This is a genomic window from Cohaesibacter marisflavi, assembly GCF_963665895.2.
Classification (GTDB): domain Bacteria; phylum Pseudomonadota; class Alphaproteobacteria; order Rhizobiales; family Cohaesibacteraceae; genus Cohaesibacter; species Cohaesibacter marisflavi.
Map to the genome: position 1 here is coordinate 4,982,711 of NZ_OY762534.1, position 18,110 is coordinate 5,000,820.

Below are 18,110 nucleotides of genomic sequence, written 5' to 3' on the forward strand. Positions count from 1 at the left end.
TATAGCGGATCGCCAGCGAAATCTATGCCTGATTTGGCCGCCGAAAGGACCCCGTCAGATGCTTTATCTTGAATTCCTGTTTTTGCTGGTCATGCTCTATATCGGCTCCCGTTTTGGCGGGATCGGTCTGGGCGTGGTGTCCGGCATTGGCCTGGTCATCGAAGTCTTCATCTTTCAGATGCCGCCAACGTCTCCACCCATCACCGTCATGTTGATCATCCTGGCAGTGGTGACCTGTGCCTCTATCCTGGAAGCCGCCGGTGGCTTGAAATACATGCTGCAGGTCGCCGAGCGCATGCTTCGCTCTAACCCGAAGCGCGTTACGCTGATCGCTCCGTTTGTAACCTACACCATGACCTTCATGTTGGGCACGGGCCATGCGGTTTATTCCATCATGCCGATTATCGGTGACGTAGCTCTGAAAAATGGTATCCGCCCGGAACGCCCCATGGCAGCCGCGTCGGTTGCTTCTCAGGTTGGTATTACAGCCTCGCCGATCTCTGCTGCGGTCGTCTATTACCTGGCACAGTTGTCAGATATCAATCTTGATATCACGCTGCTTTCCATTCTGATGGTTACCGTTCCAGCCACCTTGTGCGGGACGCTTGCCATGGCGCTTTATAGCATGCGTCGCGGCAAGGAACTGAATGAAGATCCGGAATATCAGCGACGTCTGCAGGATCCAGCGTGGGCGGAACGGATCAAATCTACCACGGCGACCTCTCTCAACGAGGCTCTGCCAACTTCCGCACGCAACGCCGTGCTTCTGTTTGTCCTCGCCATTCTGACGATTGTCTTCATCGCCATGGTGCCCGAGGTGAGAACTGTCGCCGGAGCTGAGAAGCCGATCAGCATGTCCGTTGTCATCCAGATGATGATGCTGTGCTTTGGCGGTATCATCATGTTGGCCACAAAGACGCATCCGCGCACGGTGCCTGACGGGGTCGTGTTCAAGTCGGGCATGGTTGCCGCGATTGCCATTTTCGGTATTGCTTGGATGTCGGACACCTATTTCAAATATGCCATGCCGCAGTTCCAGGCTGGTATCGTTGATATGGTGACCCAATATCCGTGGACCTTCGCACTGGCGCTGTTCATCGTGTCTGTTGTGGTGAACTCTCAGGCCGTGACGGCGCGCATGATGTTGCCGGTTGGTCTGGGGCTAGGCTTGGAGCCTGCGCTGCTGATCGGGTTGATGCCTGCAGTTTATGGCTATTTCTTCATCCCGAACTATCCATCCGACATTGCCACCGTCAACTTCGATGTGTCCGGTACAACGAAGATCGGAAAATGGTACTTCAACCACTCCTTCATGGCAGTTGGCTTGATTGCCGTGGTTACCGGTTCGGTCGTTGGCTTCTTGCTGGCCGAGATTGTGATTGGCTGATGGACACCTCGTTTGGGTGACGCGATGAATGAGAAAGGCCCCGCTTTCAGAGTGAAGCGGGGCCTTTTCTTTTGACTATTTATCTGCCGATTACGGGTCAGCTCTTTGGGCGCTTGGGGCGCGGAGCCTTGCTGGCGCCTTTGGGACGGGGCATGTCTGTGCCTGGGCCCATATCGTCCAGATCGGGCTGCTGGATACGGCTTCCTTTGCTGGAGCCTGATTTCGGCATATTCGCCGAGGTGCCATATTTGCGTTCGCCGCGATAGCCACCGGTCTTCCCGTCGACTGCCGACTGGCGAGCCAATGGGTCATCGGCAATGGCCAGCTCGGTTTCGCGCAGGCGCTTGACTTCGTCTCGCAAACGAGCGGCTTCCTCGAATTCGAGGTTGGCAGCGGCGTCCTTCATGCGGCTTTCCAGATCCTCGATATGGGCTTCCAGATTGTGCCCGATGCCAGCCTCTGTTTCTTCGGCCAGGCCTTTGTCGACGGTGACATGATCGCTTTCATAGACCGATCCGAGAATGTCGCCGATATTCTTCTTGACCGTCTGCGGCGTGATGCCATGCTCTTCGTTGTAGGCAAGCTGCTTTTCACGACGGCGATTGGTCTCGGAGATGGCGCGGTCCATGGACCCGGTCATCTTGTCCGCATAGAGAATGACTTTGCCGTCGGCGTTACGAGCGGCACGGCCGATGGTCTGGATGAGCGAGGTTTCCGATCTGAGGAAGCCTTCCTTGTCGGCGTCCAGAATAGCGACTAGGGCACATTCGGGAATGTCGAGACCCTCGCGCAGCAGGTTGATGCCCACGAGCACGTCGAAGGCCCCAAGGCGCAAATCGCGAATGATTTCGATGCGCTCGATGGTGTCGACGTCGGAATGCATGTAGCGCACGCGCACGCCCTGCTCATGCAGATATTCGGTAAGATCCTCAGCCATGCGCTTTGTGAGGGTCGTCACCAACGTTCGGTAGCCCTGCGCCGCCTTTTCCTTGACCTCGCCGAGCAGATCGTCAACCTGCGTCTTTGCGGGGCGGATTTCGATGATCGGATCGGTCAGGCCGGTGGGGCGAATGACCTGTTCGGCAAAGACGCCACCGGCTTCTTCCATTTCCCAGTTGCCCGGCGTTGCGGAAACCGCCACAGTCTGTGGACGCATGGCGTCCCATTCCTCAAAGCGCAAGGGACGGTTGTCCATGCAGCTTGGCAGGCGGAAGCCATATTCGGCCAGCGTTGCCTTGCGGCGGAAGTCGCCGCGATACATGGCGCCGAGCTGGCCGATGGTCACGTGGCTCTCATCGACAAAGATGAGCGCGTTGTCGGGCAGATATTCAAACAGGGTTGGCGGTGGCTCTCCGGGCAGGCGGCCTGTGAGATAGCGTGAATAGTTCTCGATGCCCTGACAGGCGCCGGTTGCTTCCATCATTTCCAGATCAAAGCGGGTGCGCTGCTCAAGACGCTGGGCTTCTAGTAGGCGGCCATGGGCTTCCAGCTCGGCAAGGCGCTCGTTGAGCTCCTTTTTGATGCTCTTGATCGCCTGATTAAGCGTCGGGCGCGGGGTCACATAGTGCGAGTTGGCGTAGAGCTTGATCATCTCAAGCTCGCCCATTTTCTGACCGGTCAGCGGGTCGAATTCCTTGATTTCCTCAACCTCGTCACCGAAGAAGGAAATGCGCCAGGCACGGTCTTCATAGTGGGCCGGGAAAATCTCGACCACATCGCCATTCACCCGGAATGAGCCGCGATGGAAATCCATGTCGTTGCGCTTATATTGCAGCGCCACCAGATCGGCCATCAGCTGGCTCTGGTCGATCTCGTCGCCGGTCTCGATCTTGAAGCTCATTTCGGTGTAGGTTTCCACCGAGCCGATACCGTAGATACAGGAGACCGAGGCGATGATGATCACGTCGTCGCGCTCGAGCACGGCGCGGGTCGCTGAGTGGCGCATACGGTCGATCTGTTCGTTGACCGTGCTTTCTTTCTCGATGAAGGTGTCGGTGCGCGGCACATAGGCTTCCGGCTGGTAATAATCGTAGTAGGAAACGAAATATTCCACCGCGTTGTTGGGGAAGAAGCTCTTGAACTCTCCATAGAGCTGGGCTGCAAGGGTCTTGTTAGGCGCAAGGATCAGAGCAGGGCGGTTGGTCTGGGCGATCACCTGCGCCATGGTGAAGGTCTTGCCCGAACCGGTAACGCCGAGCAAAACCTGCGTTGCTTCGCCATCACCGATGCCTTCCAGCAGATCGGCAATTGCAGTTGGCTGGTCGCCCGCCGGTTCATATTCGGTTTTCAACTCGAAGGAAACGCCGCCTTCCGATTTTTCCGGACGATCCGGACGGTGAGGGCGCCATGGTTCAGAATCCATGAATTCCGGTCGGCCATGCTCGATGAGGGATTCCAGCGCGCGCACGGTCTCTGTGACGCCCGAGCGGTCGTCATTCTTGCCCTTTTTCTTCTGGGCCTTCTTGCGCTCCTTGGTGACACGTTCCAGCTCTTCAGCTTTCTCGAGCGAGATGTCTAGACCGGCAACCGGATTCAGCCCGCCGGCAGCGCGGTCTCGGGCGGAGGCCTTCTGGTCGTCAGCTTTCTTGCTGCGCTTGGCAGCGGGCTTTTTGCTGGCGCTCTTAGGCTTCGGTGCTGGTTTGGGCTTGGCATCCAGATTGGCGGCCTGAGCGATTTCGTCAGCCCAGTCTGCAATCGAGTCAGAAAGCGGGGCTCCTTCAAAGGAGGCTTGAGGCGCTTCGCCCAACCCACTTTGCTTATCAGCCTCTTCCTGTTTCTTGGACGCCATGTGCTTACCTCTCGGAGCTGTTAAGCACAATGTAAGGGAACAAAGCGAGAATATGAAGGGGGCTTGGCAAAATTTTTCCGATGGCCCTTTTGTCCCTCCAAAGCACATCAGCCGAATTGATTATTTCTCTTTGTATTAAATAGTCCTAATATTCGAAATAACTAAAATAAAAGGGATGCAATTGATTGCGAGGAGCGCCTCATTCCGGGGGGAAGGGTGCTGAAAGGGAGAGAATATGACGCATGTAGTGGTTTTGGGAGGAGGCCTGGGCGGCCTTTCAGCAGCTTATGAGATCCGCCAGCAACTGTCAAAGGCTGGTAAGGTGACCGTGATTTCAAACAAGCCGTTTTTCCAGTTCACACCATCCAATCCATGGGTCGCCGTGGGATGGCGCAAGAAGAAGGACATCACACTCGATCTGGCAACGGTTTTGCCAAAGAATAAGGTGGACTTCATCTGCTCCGCCGCCACGAGCCTTGATCCTGAGAATAACACTGTCGGTCTGGAAGATGGCTCATCGGTTTCCTATGATTATCTGGTGATCGCAACGGGTCCTGAGCTTGCCTTTGACGAGATCGAGGGCTTGGGCCCAGAGGGCAACACCATTTCTGTTTGCGATGTTGACCACGCGACCGCAGGGCATGAGAAATGGGAAGCCTTCTGTGCTGATCCTGGCCCGATTGTGGTGGGTGCCGTGCAGGGGGCATCCTGCTATGGCCCCGCCTATGAAACAGCCATGATTTTCGACACCGATCTGCGCAAGCGCAAAATCCGTGACAAGGTGCCCATGACTTTTGTGACCTCGGAGCCTTATGTGGGCCACCTGGGCCTTGGCGGCGTGGGTGACACCAAGGGCATGCTGGAATCGGCCATGCGCGACCGGACCGTGAAATGGATCACCAATGCCAAGGTCGACAAGATCGAAGAAGGCATGATGTATGTCACCGAGGTTGACGCTGACGGGAACGAGAAGAAAAAGCATGAGTTGCCCTTCAAGCATTCCATGATGCTGCCAGCTTTCCGCGGTATTCCAGCGCTGCGAGGTATCGAAGGGCTGGTCAATCCGCGCGGCTTTGTCATTGTCGACAAACATCAGCGCAATCCGAAATATCCCAATATTTTCGGCATCGGCGTTTGCATCGCCATTCCGCCTTATGAGGCGACCCCAGTGCCGGTGGGTGTGCCGAAGACGGGTTACATGATCGAATCCATGGTCACTGCATCGGCCAAGAATTTGGGTGAAATTCTGGCGGGTAAAGATCCGACCCATGAAGCGACTTGGAACGCGATCTGTCTTGCCGACTTTGGCGATTCAGGGCTGGCCTTTGTGGCCATGCCGCAGATTCCGCCGCGCAACACCAACTATTCAGGGCAGGGTAAATGGGTGCATCTGGCCAAGATCGCTTTTGAGAAATATTTCCTGCGCAAGATCCGTAAGGGCGAGACCGAGCCATATTATGAAAAGGCCGTTTTGAGTCTGCTGGATATCGCCAAGATCAAGAACTGAGTAACCAACTTCCTGGTTTCCCGTGTGGAAGGCACCCTTGGCCGCTGTTCTTTTGAGCAGCGGTCTTTTTGTTGTCTGTCTCTTGTTTGCTTTGATTGAGCGATTTGCGTCAGGCTGGAATGTCTGCCGAAGCTTCTGTGGCTTCTGTGGCTTCTGTGGCTTCGGTTGTCTTTTTGGCGCGACGCAGGCGCTTCTGAATCTGTGGCAAAAGCTCGACCAGCAGAATGCAGGAGAAGATCAGGAAGCAGCCCAGATACTGGGTTGACGTCAGGCGTTCGCTCAACAACAGAGCACCAAAGATGGCTGCAAACACGCTTTCGCCGGACAGGATGATTGCGGCGTCCGCAGGCGGCGTGTAGCGCTGCCCGATGGCTTGCAGACCGAAAGCAAGGGCACCGGAAAAAACGCCGGTATAGATGATCTGGAACCAGGCGCCCTGAAGGCTGGACAGGTCCATCGTTTCAAAAGGCAATCCACCAAGGAAGCCGAGTACGCCAGCGGTGGCAAACTGCAGGAAGGCAAAAGCCAACGGGTTGCCATATTTGCTGACCATGCGTCCCACGAAGATGATCTGCAACGCCCATGACAGAGCGCTGAACAGCATCAGGATATCGCCCTCTTTCATGGTTTCCAGACTGCCTGCCAGCAGATAGGCACCAAGCACAGAGATGGCTACAATCGGCCAGATGATCGGGGTTGGCCAACTGCGGAAAATCAGAACACCGATGACCGGTGTCAGGGGAACATAGAGAGCTGTGAGAAAGCCTGCGTTGGTGACCGATGTCGTGGCAAAGCCGAATTGCTGGAACGCCATGCCAGAAAAGAATACAACGCCCACCAGAATGCCCTTGCCGATCACCGGCAGAGGGATCGGATTGCTCACCCTACGCCGTTCGAAATAGGCAAAGGGTGCTACAGCCAAGGTCGCAAGAAGGAAGCGCACGCCTGTGAAGTTCATCGGACCGATGGACTCCATCGCAGTGGACTGGGCGACAAAGGCCGCACCCCAAACGATGGCAGCGGTCAGCAACAACAGGTTGGCGGTCATTCTTGGCATTGATTGCAGCTTTCCAGTGTGAGGAGGGGGAAATGCGGGCGTGGCGCCAGCAAGAATGACCGATTTCTAAGGCAAGAGTCTCACCACTGCAACCGAATTCTATTCATCAATCAAGCAAGAATTTTGATGGATTGGCTTGGCATGCTGCCGCCCGTTCAAACTGCTGCGTTTTAGCGGATCAACTGAGCTGTTTTACGGTCTGGCGTGGCCTCGGCGATGAAGCGCAAGGGGCCGCTGGTAAGGCCATCAAATGGCCAGCAGGAAGAGAGGACGAGTGAAGAACTCAGCGTATTCCTGACAAGGCCGGATCGATCCCAGCGGGCGATGCGGCTGGCATCGATGGTGTAATGCAAAGTCGGGCCGTGCATTGGCTCCAGCGACACCTGCATGCCAACTTGCAAATTGGCAAGAGCCTTGAAATGGGTATCTCTGTGCGCCGAAATGACGCTCGTTCCCCGTTGGCCCAGCGGGGCGGACTGATCTAGCAGAATTGGACCGAAGGCGAGGCCTTCGCCGCCGGATTCCTTGAGAATGATCGCTTCAAAATCAAGGTCCGGGATGGTCAGTTTGGCAACTGGCCAGCTGTCTGCCCATGGCCATGCCTTGTGGGGCGCGCCATCGCTCTTGCTCTGCTGCCACGCCCTCTCCAGCAGATATTGAGCGAGTTCGGCCTTGACGGGGATCCAGCTTCCCCAAATGAGTAACCCCAGCCCCAGCAGTCCAAGAGCCATGGCGCTGACTGCGCCTATTTTAAACTGCGTGGGGCTGGGGGCTGGTTTTTCCATACTGTCCTTGGTGTGTGCGTTTTTTTGAGAATGTGAGAAAAAGGCGCGTGGACCGAAGCCCACGCGCAGGCTGCTACTCTAAGGACAGACCTAGCGCAACTCCGGTCGGATCTTCCGCCATTGTATCCATGCCATCAGGACACCGGCCAGGGTCAGCAGGGCGATACCCAGGAGGATGAGAAGATCCGACCGCGTTGCGGTCTTGGGGAGAAGAATCTGGTTGCCGCCGGTCGGGGCAAGGGCAACCTGAGCGGGGCCGCTCTGGGGGGCTGAAGCCACTTTCATGGCCTTCATGGCGGCGGGAGCAAGCGTCATCAGACCGGCCGTGCGGTTGCCTGCCTGAGGTGCCGGGGCAATGGCAGCATCAATGCCGGTGTCCATCATCGGAGCACTCTCACCAAACACGCTTTCCATGTTCCAGCCATCGGGGAGATTCAGTGGAACCTTCTTGCTGTCCAATGTCTGATTTTGCGGGCGTGATGGGGTGACGTCGACGGCGACGAGGCTCGTCAGGCGCGTGACCAGATGATGTGTGAGTCCGAGGGCTTCGATCCCCTTGTCGAAAGACGCCGGATCTGTCGCAAGCAGGCGTTCATTCTCCAACTGGCGGATCTTGCCTCGGGCCCACAATTTGTCGATTGCATCGGATGGGGAAGCCTTGGTGATGTCGACAGTCATAGACCATGGCTGGTTGTCAAAACGGCCTGTAAGGGTCAGTTCCTGACCCAGATCTTTGCCCTTGAAGGCAACCACAACCGGCTCTCCCTTATAGAGATCTGGCAACGCACTCGGAGAGGCCTCGATATCCTTGCCGTTAGCAAAGGTGATGCTGAGGTCGGTGGCGACTGGCGTGGTGAGCTGGGTGAAAAGCTCTGCCATCTTGCTCTTCACTTCGGTGATATTGCCGATCTGGGTGAAGGTGCCGCGTCCGACTTCTGCTGCGCGGGACATGAAGAAGCTGTTCGGGGCAGATCCGATGCCGACCGTGAAGATGCGAGAGCGGCCCATGCCGGATTTGACGGTTTCAAACAGCTGGCGCTCGTTGCCGATGGCACCGTCGGTGAGGAAAATAACCTGACGCAGGGTCGGTGAATCGGGATTTTGATCCTTTAGGGCGGCCTGCATGGCGGGCAACATTTCCGTGCCGCCGTTTGCTTCAATTGCTGCCACCCAATAGCGCGCGGTGGCAATATGCTCTTTATCTGCCGGTTGGGGCGAAGGGAAGAGCTGCGCCATGTCATTGTTGAAACGGATGATCTGGAAGGTGTCTTCCGGCTTGAGCTGGCCCAGCGCTTCGATCAGGCTCTCGCGTGCCTGCCGGATGGAGGGGCCATCCATGGAGCCAGATTGGTCGATGACGAAAATCACTTCGCGTGGGGGTACCTTAAGCTCGGTCGCCAGTTTGTAAGGTGGAGTGATATAGGCGAGCAGATACTGTTCTGCTTCGTTTTCGAGCAGACTTTCCTCTTCCTCATTCTCATCTCTGGCGTCTTTGCTTTGACCATCGCCGGTCTGGCGCTCGTTGGGGGCGTCTGTGAGGGTCTGGGTAAAGAGGCCAAGATTGGGCGTTTCACTTGGCTTGCCACTCCATGTGAGCAGGAAGTCCTTGTCGGCTGGTACGGCTTCACCCTTTAGCGAGAGGGTCATGGTGTCGCTGCCTTCGGGCTTTACCACCACATCATGATAGTGGCTGACGACATTATCGAGAGGGAAACCGGCCTTCAGCTTGATGCTGAGTGTAACAGGATTGCTCTTGCCCTCTGTTTTCGGGTCCAGCACGGGGGCGGTGATCGCCTCGCGATCAGGAACCGGATCTGTCGTACCCCAGCCGCTCGCATTGTCGGACTGGTTGGGCTTGAGATCAATGACGGGCTTGAGGGGCTTGAGGGGCTTGTTGAGGGGATTGTAACGCGGCGCGACGACCAGCGGCACACGTAGAGAGAATTCTTCATCCTTGCGCGGAATGCTCTGCTGATACTCGATCTGGATGGTAATGGAATCCCTCGGACCTATATTGGCGACGGCGTTGGTGAAGAGATTGGGGCGATGCTGCTCCAGCAGGCTGGCCTTCTTGCCTTGCTGTTTGGCGGTTTCGTAAATCTGGCGGGCTTCTTCTTTGGGCTTGATCTGGCCTTCGATCATGCGCTCACCGATTTTCATTCGCAGTTCATCCGCGGCGGCGGAGTCTGGCAGGGGGAAAACATAGATGCCCTCGACCCAGGCGTCGCTCGGGTTGAGGAATTTCTGCGTAACCACAGCGCGGGCGATCGGTCCGGTGACGTCGATCTTGATGTCGGTCGCCACCTTCGGCGCCTCGATATATTTGCCCGCTTCCTTGGCCTTGAACAACAAGCCTCCCGATTGCATGTCATCGGGCGTGATCAGCAGTGGCTGCGCCGTGGGGGTGTCCTGTGCAACAGGCATTTGTGAAGGGGCCGAATGGGCTGGCGTGCCAGTGGCGATAGCGATGGCAGCACAGATCGCGAGCGCATAGGCTGCGATCCAGAGTTTGAAAATTCTTGAAATGGGGCTCTTGCGTTCGGAATAGGTGCTTAGCTCGATTGCGTGGCGTTTTCTTATCCGATTATGGGGCCGGTCATTTGCGTTGGTGTCAGGCAATGTCATTGTTTTAAATCCCGTGGCAGGGTTGGTCCAATGATACTGTCTCACGGGATTACGGCCCGGATTTGCGGGAAAGAGGGCGCAAAGGGATCAATATTGTGACAATTTCGGGGCGCTTGGTACAATTGTATGTGATGGCTATGAGACTTTCGAATGGGCGCGACAGCTTGCCTCAGCAGCATCCCTGATCTTTCCTCTTTACCTTAAGGATGTTGTTTGTTATGTATATTCGCAAGTTCTAATTTAATGGAGTTCTAAAATGTCGCTCGATCGTTCCATTCTCGCATTTGCAGGCTTCATGGTCCTGCTGTCCGTCGTTCTGACGGTCTATGTTCATCCGCTGTTTATCTGGCTGACGGTCTTTGTTGGCGCCAACATGATGCAGTCTGCTTTCACCGGCTTTTGTCCGGCCGCCATGATTTTGAAGAAAATCGGCGTCAAGCCCGGCACCGCCTTTGAATGATGCAACAAGGACGAGGCATCGCCTGATGCCTTGATACCTCGCTCCAAAGAAAAAGCCGCGGCATTCGCTGCGGCTTCTTTATATCTTTGGTGATTTTGCCTTTGGATTTTGCTTTTGCTTTGGCTATTTGGTGTCTTTTTTCAGCATGCCCGGCTGCTGCTCTTCCAGATAGGCTTCTTCCGCGGGTGTCAGTTCGATCTTCTCGTAGCCGGTGATCATGGTCTTGATATAGTGGAACACCGTTTTGCCTGTGGTCGTCATATAAACATGGATGACGACAAAGGTGATCATCGCGAAGGCTGCTGCCGTATGCACAAAGGCCACCAGAGTGAAGATCTGTTGGCCATTCTGGATGTTTTCCCAAAGGCCGTAGAGCAGATAGGCAATGCCCGAGAGCCACAGGGCCGGGCCGATGATGACCATGAAGGTCAGGTAGGCCAAAGACTGCAGGGCATTCTGCTTGCGATTAAGGCTCTTCGAGTAGGGGTGCGGTGCGCCGGTGATGATGCCATAGGCATAGAATTTGATCACCGCGAACAGTCCCTTGTTCTGCGGCAGATAGTGGCGCCACTGCCCTGTGGTGAAGTTCCAGAAGGTGGTGAAGAGCCACAAGAGCAGCAACAAAATGGCTGCATAGGTGTGGACCATGACCGCCAGCGGAAAAGGTACCAGCGTGAGTGAGCCGTGCAGATTGAAGCCCGAAAAGGCCAGAATGAAGATCAGCAGGGCCTGGGACCAATGCCAGAAACGCTCATAGCGCGTATAGATTTTCACGGCCCGCTTTTTGACGTCGGGCTTGTTGGCCAATTCTTCTGATTGGGCAGAAGACGGTATGTCTGTCATGATAATGTCTCCTCAAGCCTGTGTCTTGCGATTGCGAAAGATGATGCGCAGCAAGGCGTGGATCAGAACGCCCAGCAAAGTCAGCCCGAAGGCGGCATAACCAATCCAGTCGAGCCATTTGAAATTGTCACGTCCCGGCATGTAGATTCCGGTGATGCCGTCGAGCCGTCCTTCCTTGGCGTGGCATTCTGTACAGCGCACAGCCTGTTCTTTGGGGGCGACCATATGGGTGATCGGCCAATACATGTAGGTATCGACAAAGCCCAACTCGCCGGAGAAGTCCTTGCCGATGAACTCCATGGCAGCAGGCACCGATTTGTCCCAGTCGAAATTGGTCCAGAGAGCCGTGTCGTCCTTGCCGAAGACATGGTTATAGACCAGCTGATTGTTTGCCTTGTCATATGGCTGACGCGAATGCATGCGTTTGAATGGCCAGATGCGGGATTTGCCATCGGTGGCTGATCCGCCAAGGGCGTTGATCTCGACAACCTTGGTCGGGTCGATTGTGTCGTCGAGCAGGGTCCATGTCGTCTCGCCATTGAACCATGAATAGAATGGCTGGACATTCTCGGCATATTCAAAATCGCCCTTCTCGGACATGTAGCTGGGATGGCCATGCTCATCCATGACCTTGTAGGGCTTGCCATCCTTCAACTTGCCAGCCGTTGACCAGTCCCAAAGGGTTTTGGTGGCAACACCCCCTCGAGCGAATTCGGGCACATGGCAGGTCTGACAGGCGACCGTGTCGGTATGATCATTGAGCTTGATGCCCATGATGTCATTCCCATCATGCGGGCGCGCCGAATGGCAGCTCTCGCAGGAGGCGGACGGTTCCATCAGGCCGGCATGCTGATCGAGGGAGCGGATTTTGGCGGTCTTGGTTTCCTCACCATCGTTGGTGATTGTAGTGGGTTTTGCCTCGGTGCTGTAGCGCGAGCCGGGCCATTGGTGGCCGGAGCCTGAATGGCAGGCTGTGCAGGCCATGTTGAGGCCGTCTGCATTCATATGCACGTCAAGGGCAGCATCGGGATGGTTCAGGGAACTGTCCAGATCCCCATGTTTGACGCCGTCACCGCCGCCGCCATAATAGTGGCAGGAGCCGCAATTCTCACGTTGCGGATTGGTGACCGACTGAGCTGCCATGCTGAGATTTGGCGGCTGGACGATCTTGCCGTTCCACGGGGTCGGTTCATAGAGCGGGTGACCGGCCTTGGTGGGGAATTTCTTGTAAAGCGCTGTATCCGCATGACAGACGAGGCAATCGACTGCTTCGGGGTCGGAAGGGGGAGGCTGGCGCATATCCTCCCAGCCATACCCTGCATGGCAGGATGTGCAGCGCGGCTCGTTTGAGGCGACATTGCCGCAAAAGCTGTTGATGACGGTGCGCTTGCCGAGGGTCTGGCCAGTGGCCTCATTCTTGGTTTCCCATTTCCAGTGCAGAGTGTGCTGCACCTGATCGGCTGCTTCCGTGTGGCAGGAGAGGCAAGCCTTGGTGACCTCTGGGCCGGATTTGAAATCCTGTTGCAGAATTTCAAACTTGGAATGGTCTGCCGTGCCGCCAGCGGGTTTGCCGGACAGTTGCAATACTGACGCCTTGGCATCCGCATTAACGGGGGAATGGGGGAGCGCTTCCTGTCCGGATGCCGCAAGGGCTTCGATGTTGGACAGGGATAGCAGTGATACAAAAGAAAGGGCAGACACAGCCATAACAAGACCCTTCAGGGCTCTGATATGCGGCCGTCTGCCCCTATATGCAAAGTTCGCCATGTGGTCCTCCGAACAAATGCAAAAGGCAAGAAAATCAGCATTCCCGGCAGAAACTGATCTGGTTGTCGTGAAAAGCGGAATCGGCTCCGGACCGGTTCCGACAGGTCTCTTTAAACAAGACTATAAAATGCTTATTTTGGATATTCGAATTAAGTAGATGAGACATGTTGTCACGCGCGGTAAGTCGTAGGTATTTTTGCGCATGTAAGAAAAGGCCGCAGGGTGCGCCCACGGCCTTTGAAAGTTTGCTCGGTGCTACGCCGCTATTTGATGCGGTCTGGTTCATGTGCTTCCAGGTAGGTGACTTCTGCTTCGGTCAGTTCCATATCCTCAAAGCCGGTGATCATGGCCTTGGTATAGTGGATCAAGGTTTTGCCCGTGGTGACCATATAGATATGACCAATCACGAAAGCGACCATCAGGAACGCTCCTATGAGGTGGAGCAGCACCACGAGGCTGAAGATCTCGTGGTTGCCGGAGTTCCCAGCCCAGAAGCTATAAAACATATAGGCAAGCCCGGAGAGCCAGAGGAGTGGCCCGACCAACGTCATGATGGAGAAGTATGCAAAGGACTGCAGCGGGTTCTGCTTGCGGCTGAGAGTCCGTTTATAGGGATGGGGCTGGCCGCGCATCATGCCAACGAGATAATGCATGATGACTTCCCATAGCCCTGCGTTGGTTGGCACAAAGTGACGCCACTGTCCTGTGGTGAAGGTCCAGAAGGCTGTAAACAGCCACAGGAAGATCAGAACAAAGGCAGCGATGTCATGCATCATGACCGCAGAGTGGAAGGGAATGAAGCGGATCGTTCCATGCACCGTAAAGCCGGAGAAGGCCAGCACGAAAATGAGGATCGCCTGCGACCAGTGCCAGAAGCGTTCATATCGGCTGTAGTTTTTCACCTTGCGATGAAAGACCTTGGATTTTGCCTCTTTGGCTTTGCTTGCCGCAGGGCCAGAGGCAGAAGAGATGTCCGTCATGAGTCTGTCCTCCTTAATGATTGCGCTGTTTGCGCGTGGCGAAGCGGAAGATGGTGTGGATAGCAACGCCCAGAATGGTCAGGATGATCAGGCCGTAGCCCAGCCAGCTGATCAGAGGAAGGTCGTCGCGCCCCGGAATATAGACCCCTTCTATATTCTCAAGGCGTCCACCCTTGACGTGGCATTCGTCACACTGGACGGCCTTGTTCGCGGGGGCAACCATGTGAGTGATGGGCCACCACATGCGGGTTTCGATAAACTCGAATTTGCCCGAATAGTCCTTGCCCATATAGTCCTGACCGCCCTGAATGGCCTTCGCCCAATCGAAATTCTTCCAGAAGGCATTGGCGTCCTTGCCGAACAGATGCATATAGACCAGCTTCTTGTTTTCAGCGTCGATGGGTTGTTTGGTATGCATCAGCTTGAAGGGCCAGATGCGGGCATTCTCGTCTTCCGCGCTGCCGCCAAGAGCGTTCAGCACCACCGGTTGGGTCGTATCAAGCCTATCCTCGTCGGTGACATAGTTGACCTTGCCGTTGAACCAGCTGTAGGTCGGCTGGACATTCTCTTCATAGATGAAGTCACCCTTCTTGGAATCGTAGCTGGGGTGGCCCTTGTCATCCTTGATCGCGAATGGTTTGCCGTCTTTCAGCTTGCCTGCCGTTGACCAGTCCCAGAGCATCTTGGTGGCAACGCCACCGCGTGCGAATTCGGGAATGTGACAGGTCTGGCAGGCGACCGTATCGGTGTGGTTGTTCAGCTTGATGGCTTCCAGCGTCTTGCCCTGATGAGGAGCGTCTGTGTGGCAGCTCTCACAGGAAGCGGTTTCATTCATCCGGCGCATGGCGAAGGAAGGAAGCTTCTTGCCTTCTTCGTCGCGAGCCTGCGGTTTGGCATCCATGTCATAGCGAGAGCCGGGCCAGACATGGCCAGAGCCGGAATGGCAGGCTGAGCAGGCCATGTTGCCGCCATCAGCCGCCATATGTACGTCCAGATCAACGGATGGATTGTCCAGCGAACTGTCGATATCACCATGTTTGACGCCATCGCCGCCGCCGCCATAATAATGGCAGGAGCCGCAATTGTCGCGCTGGGGCAGACTGACGGACTGGGCCGCTTCAATCAGGTTGGAGACCTTGAAGGGCTTGCCACCAAACATGGTTGGTTCGGTGACCGGCAGACCGGCCTTGGTGGGGAACTTCTTGTAATATTGCGTGTCTGCATGGCAGACGAGGCAATCCACCGCTTCCGGTGCGGAAGGGGGATTTTCGCGCATGTCTTTCCAGCCATACCCTGCATGGCAAGAGGTGCAACGGGCCTCGTTGGAGGCGACATTGCCGCAAAAGGCATTGATGACATAACGCTTGCCGAGCTTCTGGCCGGTTTTCTCATTGTCATATTCCCATTTCCAGTGAATGGAATCATGCACCTGAGTGGCCGCTTCGGTGTGGCAGGAGAGGCAGGCCTTGGTGACCTCGGGGCCACTTTTGAAATCCTGTTGCAGAATTTCAAATTTGCTGTGGTCAGCGGTTTCACCGGGCTTCTTGCCCGTGATCTGCTTTTCGGCAGATTGATTTGTGCTTTCTGTTTTGTTTGCGGCGGTGGGGGAAGCATTGGCGTTGCTCCATCCAATCACCGGTCCTGATATGGATGCTAGTGCAGTCAGCAGGATTGCCGCAGACAGATGTCTGAAGGCAATTCCCAAGCCCCTAAAGGCTGCATGGTCCGTCATTTGGTCCTCCCAACGGATGCAGTATGTCCGATCAGGGAGAGTCGGAGGGCTGTCCCATGATCAGTTCGAGCCTGTGCGCAGGGGCGCTTGGCGGGCGCATGCGCAATCTGGAATTGGGGCGCCAGACTCGCCCGGTCCGTAATCCAATATATTGCAAGATTAGAAAATTACAGATTTGTAATGTTGGACAGAATGTCGCATCTGTGGCAAAAGCGGCGGGATTGGGCGGTCTGCCTAATCTTATTAGGAGAGTGTGAGCGGACGCTGCAACGCATGATCTACGGAATTTCCTGTAGCTTGAAACAAATGTAGGCATCCCCTTGTTAGTTGGATACATTTGTGCGCAAGATTCTCGACGTCCAGAAGGCGAAAACGGCCAAATCTTGCCCGGATTGCCTTGAATTGTCTTCAGGGCTGCACTAGGGTGCGCGGGCGGACTGGCTTGGTAATTATGCCAGCCTGTAAGTCCGTTTGTCTTTTTTTTAGCTGAAAATTTGGAGGGCTCAATGAGCTTTATCGCCGAGCAGCTTTCGCGCGTGAAACCATCCGCGACCATTGCGGTCACCAACAAAGCTCGGGAACTGAAGGCCGCTGGACGTGACGTCATCGGTCTTGGTGCCGGGGAGCCGGACTTCGATACACCGGACAATATCAAGGCTGCTGCGATCAAGGCCATCAATGAAGGCAAGACCAAATACACTGCTGTTGACGGTCTGCCTGAATTGAAAGAGGCCATCTGCGCCAAATTCAAACGTGAAAACGGTCTTGATTATCAGCCAAACCAGATCACGGTCGGTACCGGCGGCAAACAGGTGCTGTATAACGCACTGGTCTGCACCCTGAACCCGGGTGATGAGGTTCTTATTCCGACCCCATATTGGGTGTCCTATCCAGACATGGTGCTGCTTGCCGGTGGCGAGCCTGTTGTCGTGGAAGCTGACAAGGCAACCTTCAAGCTGACGCCGGAAGCGCTGGACGCTGCGATCACGCCAAAAACCAAATGGCTGATCTTCAACTCCCCTTCCAACCCGTCAGGTGCAGCCTATTCGGAAGCCGAACTGAAGGCGCTCACCGATGTTCTGCTCAAGCATCCTCATGTTCTCATCATGAGCGATGACATGTATGAGCATCTGGTTTATGACGACTTCAAATTCACCACACCAGCCCAGATCGAGCCAAAGCTCTATGATCGTACGCTGACGGTGAACGGTGTTTCCAAGGCCTATGCCATGACTGGCTGGCGTATTGGCTATGCTGGTGGACCTGTTGAACTGATCAAGGCAATGGCCAAGTTGCAGTCCCAGTCGACCTCCAACCCGAGCTCGATTTCGCAGTATGCATCTGTTGAAGCTCTGAACGGTCCGCAGGATTTCATCGCCGAACGCGCAGAAGTGTTCAAGCAGCGTCGTGACCTGGTGGTAAACGCTCTTAACGACTGCGAAGGTATTTCCTGCCCGATGCCTGAAGGGGCTTTCTATGTCTATCCGTCTTGCGCGGATTGCATCGGCAAAACCGCTCCATCCGGCAAGGTGATTGAAACCGACGAAGATTTCGTAACCGAGCTTTTGGAAGCGGAAGGCGTTGCCGTTGTGCAGGGCTCTGCTTTCGGTCTTGGTCCGAACTTCCGTATTTCCTATGCGACGTCAACCGAGGCTCTGACTGAGGCTTGCGCACGCATCAAGAAATTCTGCGCTTCCCTCAAATAAGGGATGCTGCCAGGGAGACTGGCCAAAATTGATCTTTGATATCGAGAAGGGGCACCTAGGTGCCCCTTTTTGTTTATGTGAGCCACTCGGCTCAGTCGGTTCGAGGCTTTCGGTTGCGTCGGCTGTCTGTTCCTGCTGTCAGCTCTGGGCTTGAGAGCGGATTCGGGCTCGATGCTGAAGCGATATTTCCTTTTTAATTCAACTAGATAATTCGTCTTATAGACGAAAGATTAGTCTTAGACGAAGGGCTGTCATCAAACCGTCAAATTGCAGTGAGTCCATAATGCAATCTCGGATTCTTTTGCGTTTGATCAAACAGACAGGGCAAATCTCGTTTAAGCTGAAAGAGTACTGTCCGCGCTTTTTGACAGTTTGGCGCGTTTATTCAAGGCAAGAGGAGTAGGGTCAAACTTACAAGAAAACACCAGGAGGAGCTGATGGCTGATCCCATGAGAGCAGTTGATCAGGCTGGT

At 55.3% G+C, this 18,110-nt stretch carries 12 protein-coding genes; 4 read left to right on the forward strand and 8 right to left on the reverse strand.

What is annotated here, in order from left to right; genetic code table 11:
* Positions 1-58 precede the first annotated feature (58 nt).
* A complete protein-coding gene (locus tag ACKPCT_RS23125; RefSeq protein WP_319568089.1) occupies positions 59-1,387 on the forward strand; it encodes an anaerobic C4-dicarboxylate transporter in 1,329 nt (442 codons plus the stop codon).
* A gap of 97 nt (positions 1,388-1,484) precedes the next feature.
* On the opposite strand, the gene uvrB is transcribed toward ACKPCT_RS23125, so the two are convergent.
* A complete protein-coding gene (gene uvrB / locus ACKPCT_RS23130) occupies positions 1,485-4,175 on the reverse strand; it encodes an excinuclease ABC subunit UvrB (protein ID WP_090073034.1) in 2,691 nt (896 codons plus the stop codon).
* Between the two features lie 235 nt (positions 4,176-4,410).
* Here uvrB and ACKPCT_RS23135 point away from each other — a divergent pair, with 235 nt between their 5' ends.
* A complete protein-coding gene (locus ACKPCT_RS23135) occupies positions 4,411-5,682 on the forward strand; it encodes an NAD(P)/FAD-dependent oxidoreductase (protein WP_319568090.1) in 1,272 nt (423 codons plus the stop codon).
* A gap of 109 nt (positions 5,683-5,791) precedes the next feature.
* Here the strand turns inward: ACKPCT_RS23135 and ACKPCT_RS23140 are convergent, their stop codons facing one another.
* The 3 genes from ACKPCT_RS23140 to ACKPCT_RS23150 all read right to left on the reverse strand — a co-directional run bounded on the left by ACKPCT_RS23140 (position 5,792) and on the right by ACKPCT_RS23150 (position 10,149).
* Positions 5,792-6,739: a DMT family transporter gene (locus tag ACKPCT_RS23140; RefSeq protein ID WP_319568091.1), complete on the reverse strand. Its 948-nt coding sequence runs from the start codon at positions 6,737-6,739 to the stop codon at positions 5,792-5,794.
* A gap of 170 nt (positions 6,740-6,909) precedes the next feature.
* Positions 6,910-7,470, reverse strand: a complete 561-nt coding sequence (locus ACKPCT_RS23145; RefSeq protein WP_319568092.1) for a class GN sortase — start codon at positions 7,468-7,470, stop codon at positions 6,910-6,912.
* A gap of 144 nt (positions 7,471-7,614) precedes the next feature.
* Positions 7,615-10,149, reverse strand: coding sequence for a marine proteobacterial sortase target protein (locus tag ACKPCT_RS23150; protein WP_319568093.1), 2,535 nt, complete (start codon positions 10,147-10,149; stop codon positions 7,615-7,617).
* A gap of 256 nt (positions 10,150-10,405) precedes the next feature.
* Here ACKPCT_RS23150 and ACKPCT_RS23155 point away from each other — a divergent pair, with 256 nt between their 5' ends.
* Complete coding sequence (locus ACKPCT_RS23155) at positions 10,406-10,609, forward strand: YgaP family membrane protein (protein WP_090073024.1); 204 nt, start codon at positions 10,406-10,408, stop codon at positions 10,607-10,609.
* A 123-nt stretch (positions 10,610-10,732) separates the two neighbouring features.
* On the opposite strand, the gene ACKPCT_RS23160 is transcribed toward ACKPCT_RS23155, so the two are convergent.
* The 4 genes from ACKPCT_RS23160 to ACKPCT_RS23175 all read right to left on the reverse strand — a co-directional run bounded on the left by ACKPCT_RS23160 (position 10,733) and on the right by ACKPCT_RS23175 (position 15,931).
* Positions 10,733-11,452 carry a cytochrome b/b6 domain-containing protein gene (locus tag ACKPCT_RS23160; protein ID WP_319568094.1) on the reverse strand — a complete coding sequence of 240 codons (720 nt, stop codon included), beginning with the start codon at positions 11,450-11,452 and terminating at the stop codon, positions 10,733-10,735.
* A 12-nt stretch (positions 11,453-11,464) separates the two neighbouring features.
* Positions 11,465-13,219, reverse strand: coding sequence for a tetrathionate reductase family octaheme c-type cytochrome (locus ACKPCT_RS23165; RefSeq protein WP_319568095.1), 1,755 nt, complete (start codon positions 13,217-13,219; stop codon positions 11,465-11,467).
* Between the two features lie 263 nt (positions 13,220-13,482).
* Positions 13,483-14,199: a cytochrome b/b6 domain-containing protein gene (locus tag ACKPCT_RS23170; RefSeq protein ID WP_090073019.1), complete on the reverse strand. Its 717-nt coding sequence runs from the start codon at positions 14,197-14,199 to the stop codon at positions 13,483-13,485.
* A 13-nt stretch (positions 14,200-14,212) separates the two neighbouring features.
* A complete protein-coding gene (locus ACKPCT_RS23175; RefSeq protein ID WP_090073017.1) occupies positions 14,213-15,931 on the reverse strand; it encodes a tetrathionate reductase family octaheme c-type cytochrome in 1,719 nt (572 codons plus the stop codon).
* Between the two features lie 506 nt (positions 15,932-16,437).
* On the opposite strand from ACKPCT_RS23175, the gene ACKPCT_RS23180 reads away from it, so the two are divergent.
* Positions 16,438-17,637 (forward strand): pyridoxal phosphate-dependent aminotransferase, encoded by a 1,200-nt coding sequence (locus tag ACKPCT_RS23180; protein WP_090073015.1) that lies wholly within the window; start codon positions 16,438-16,440, stop codon positions 17,635-17,637.
* Positions 17,638-18,110: the final 473 nt, after the last annotated feature.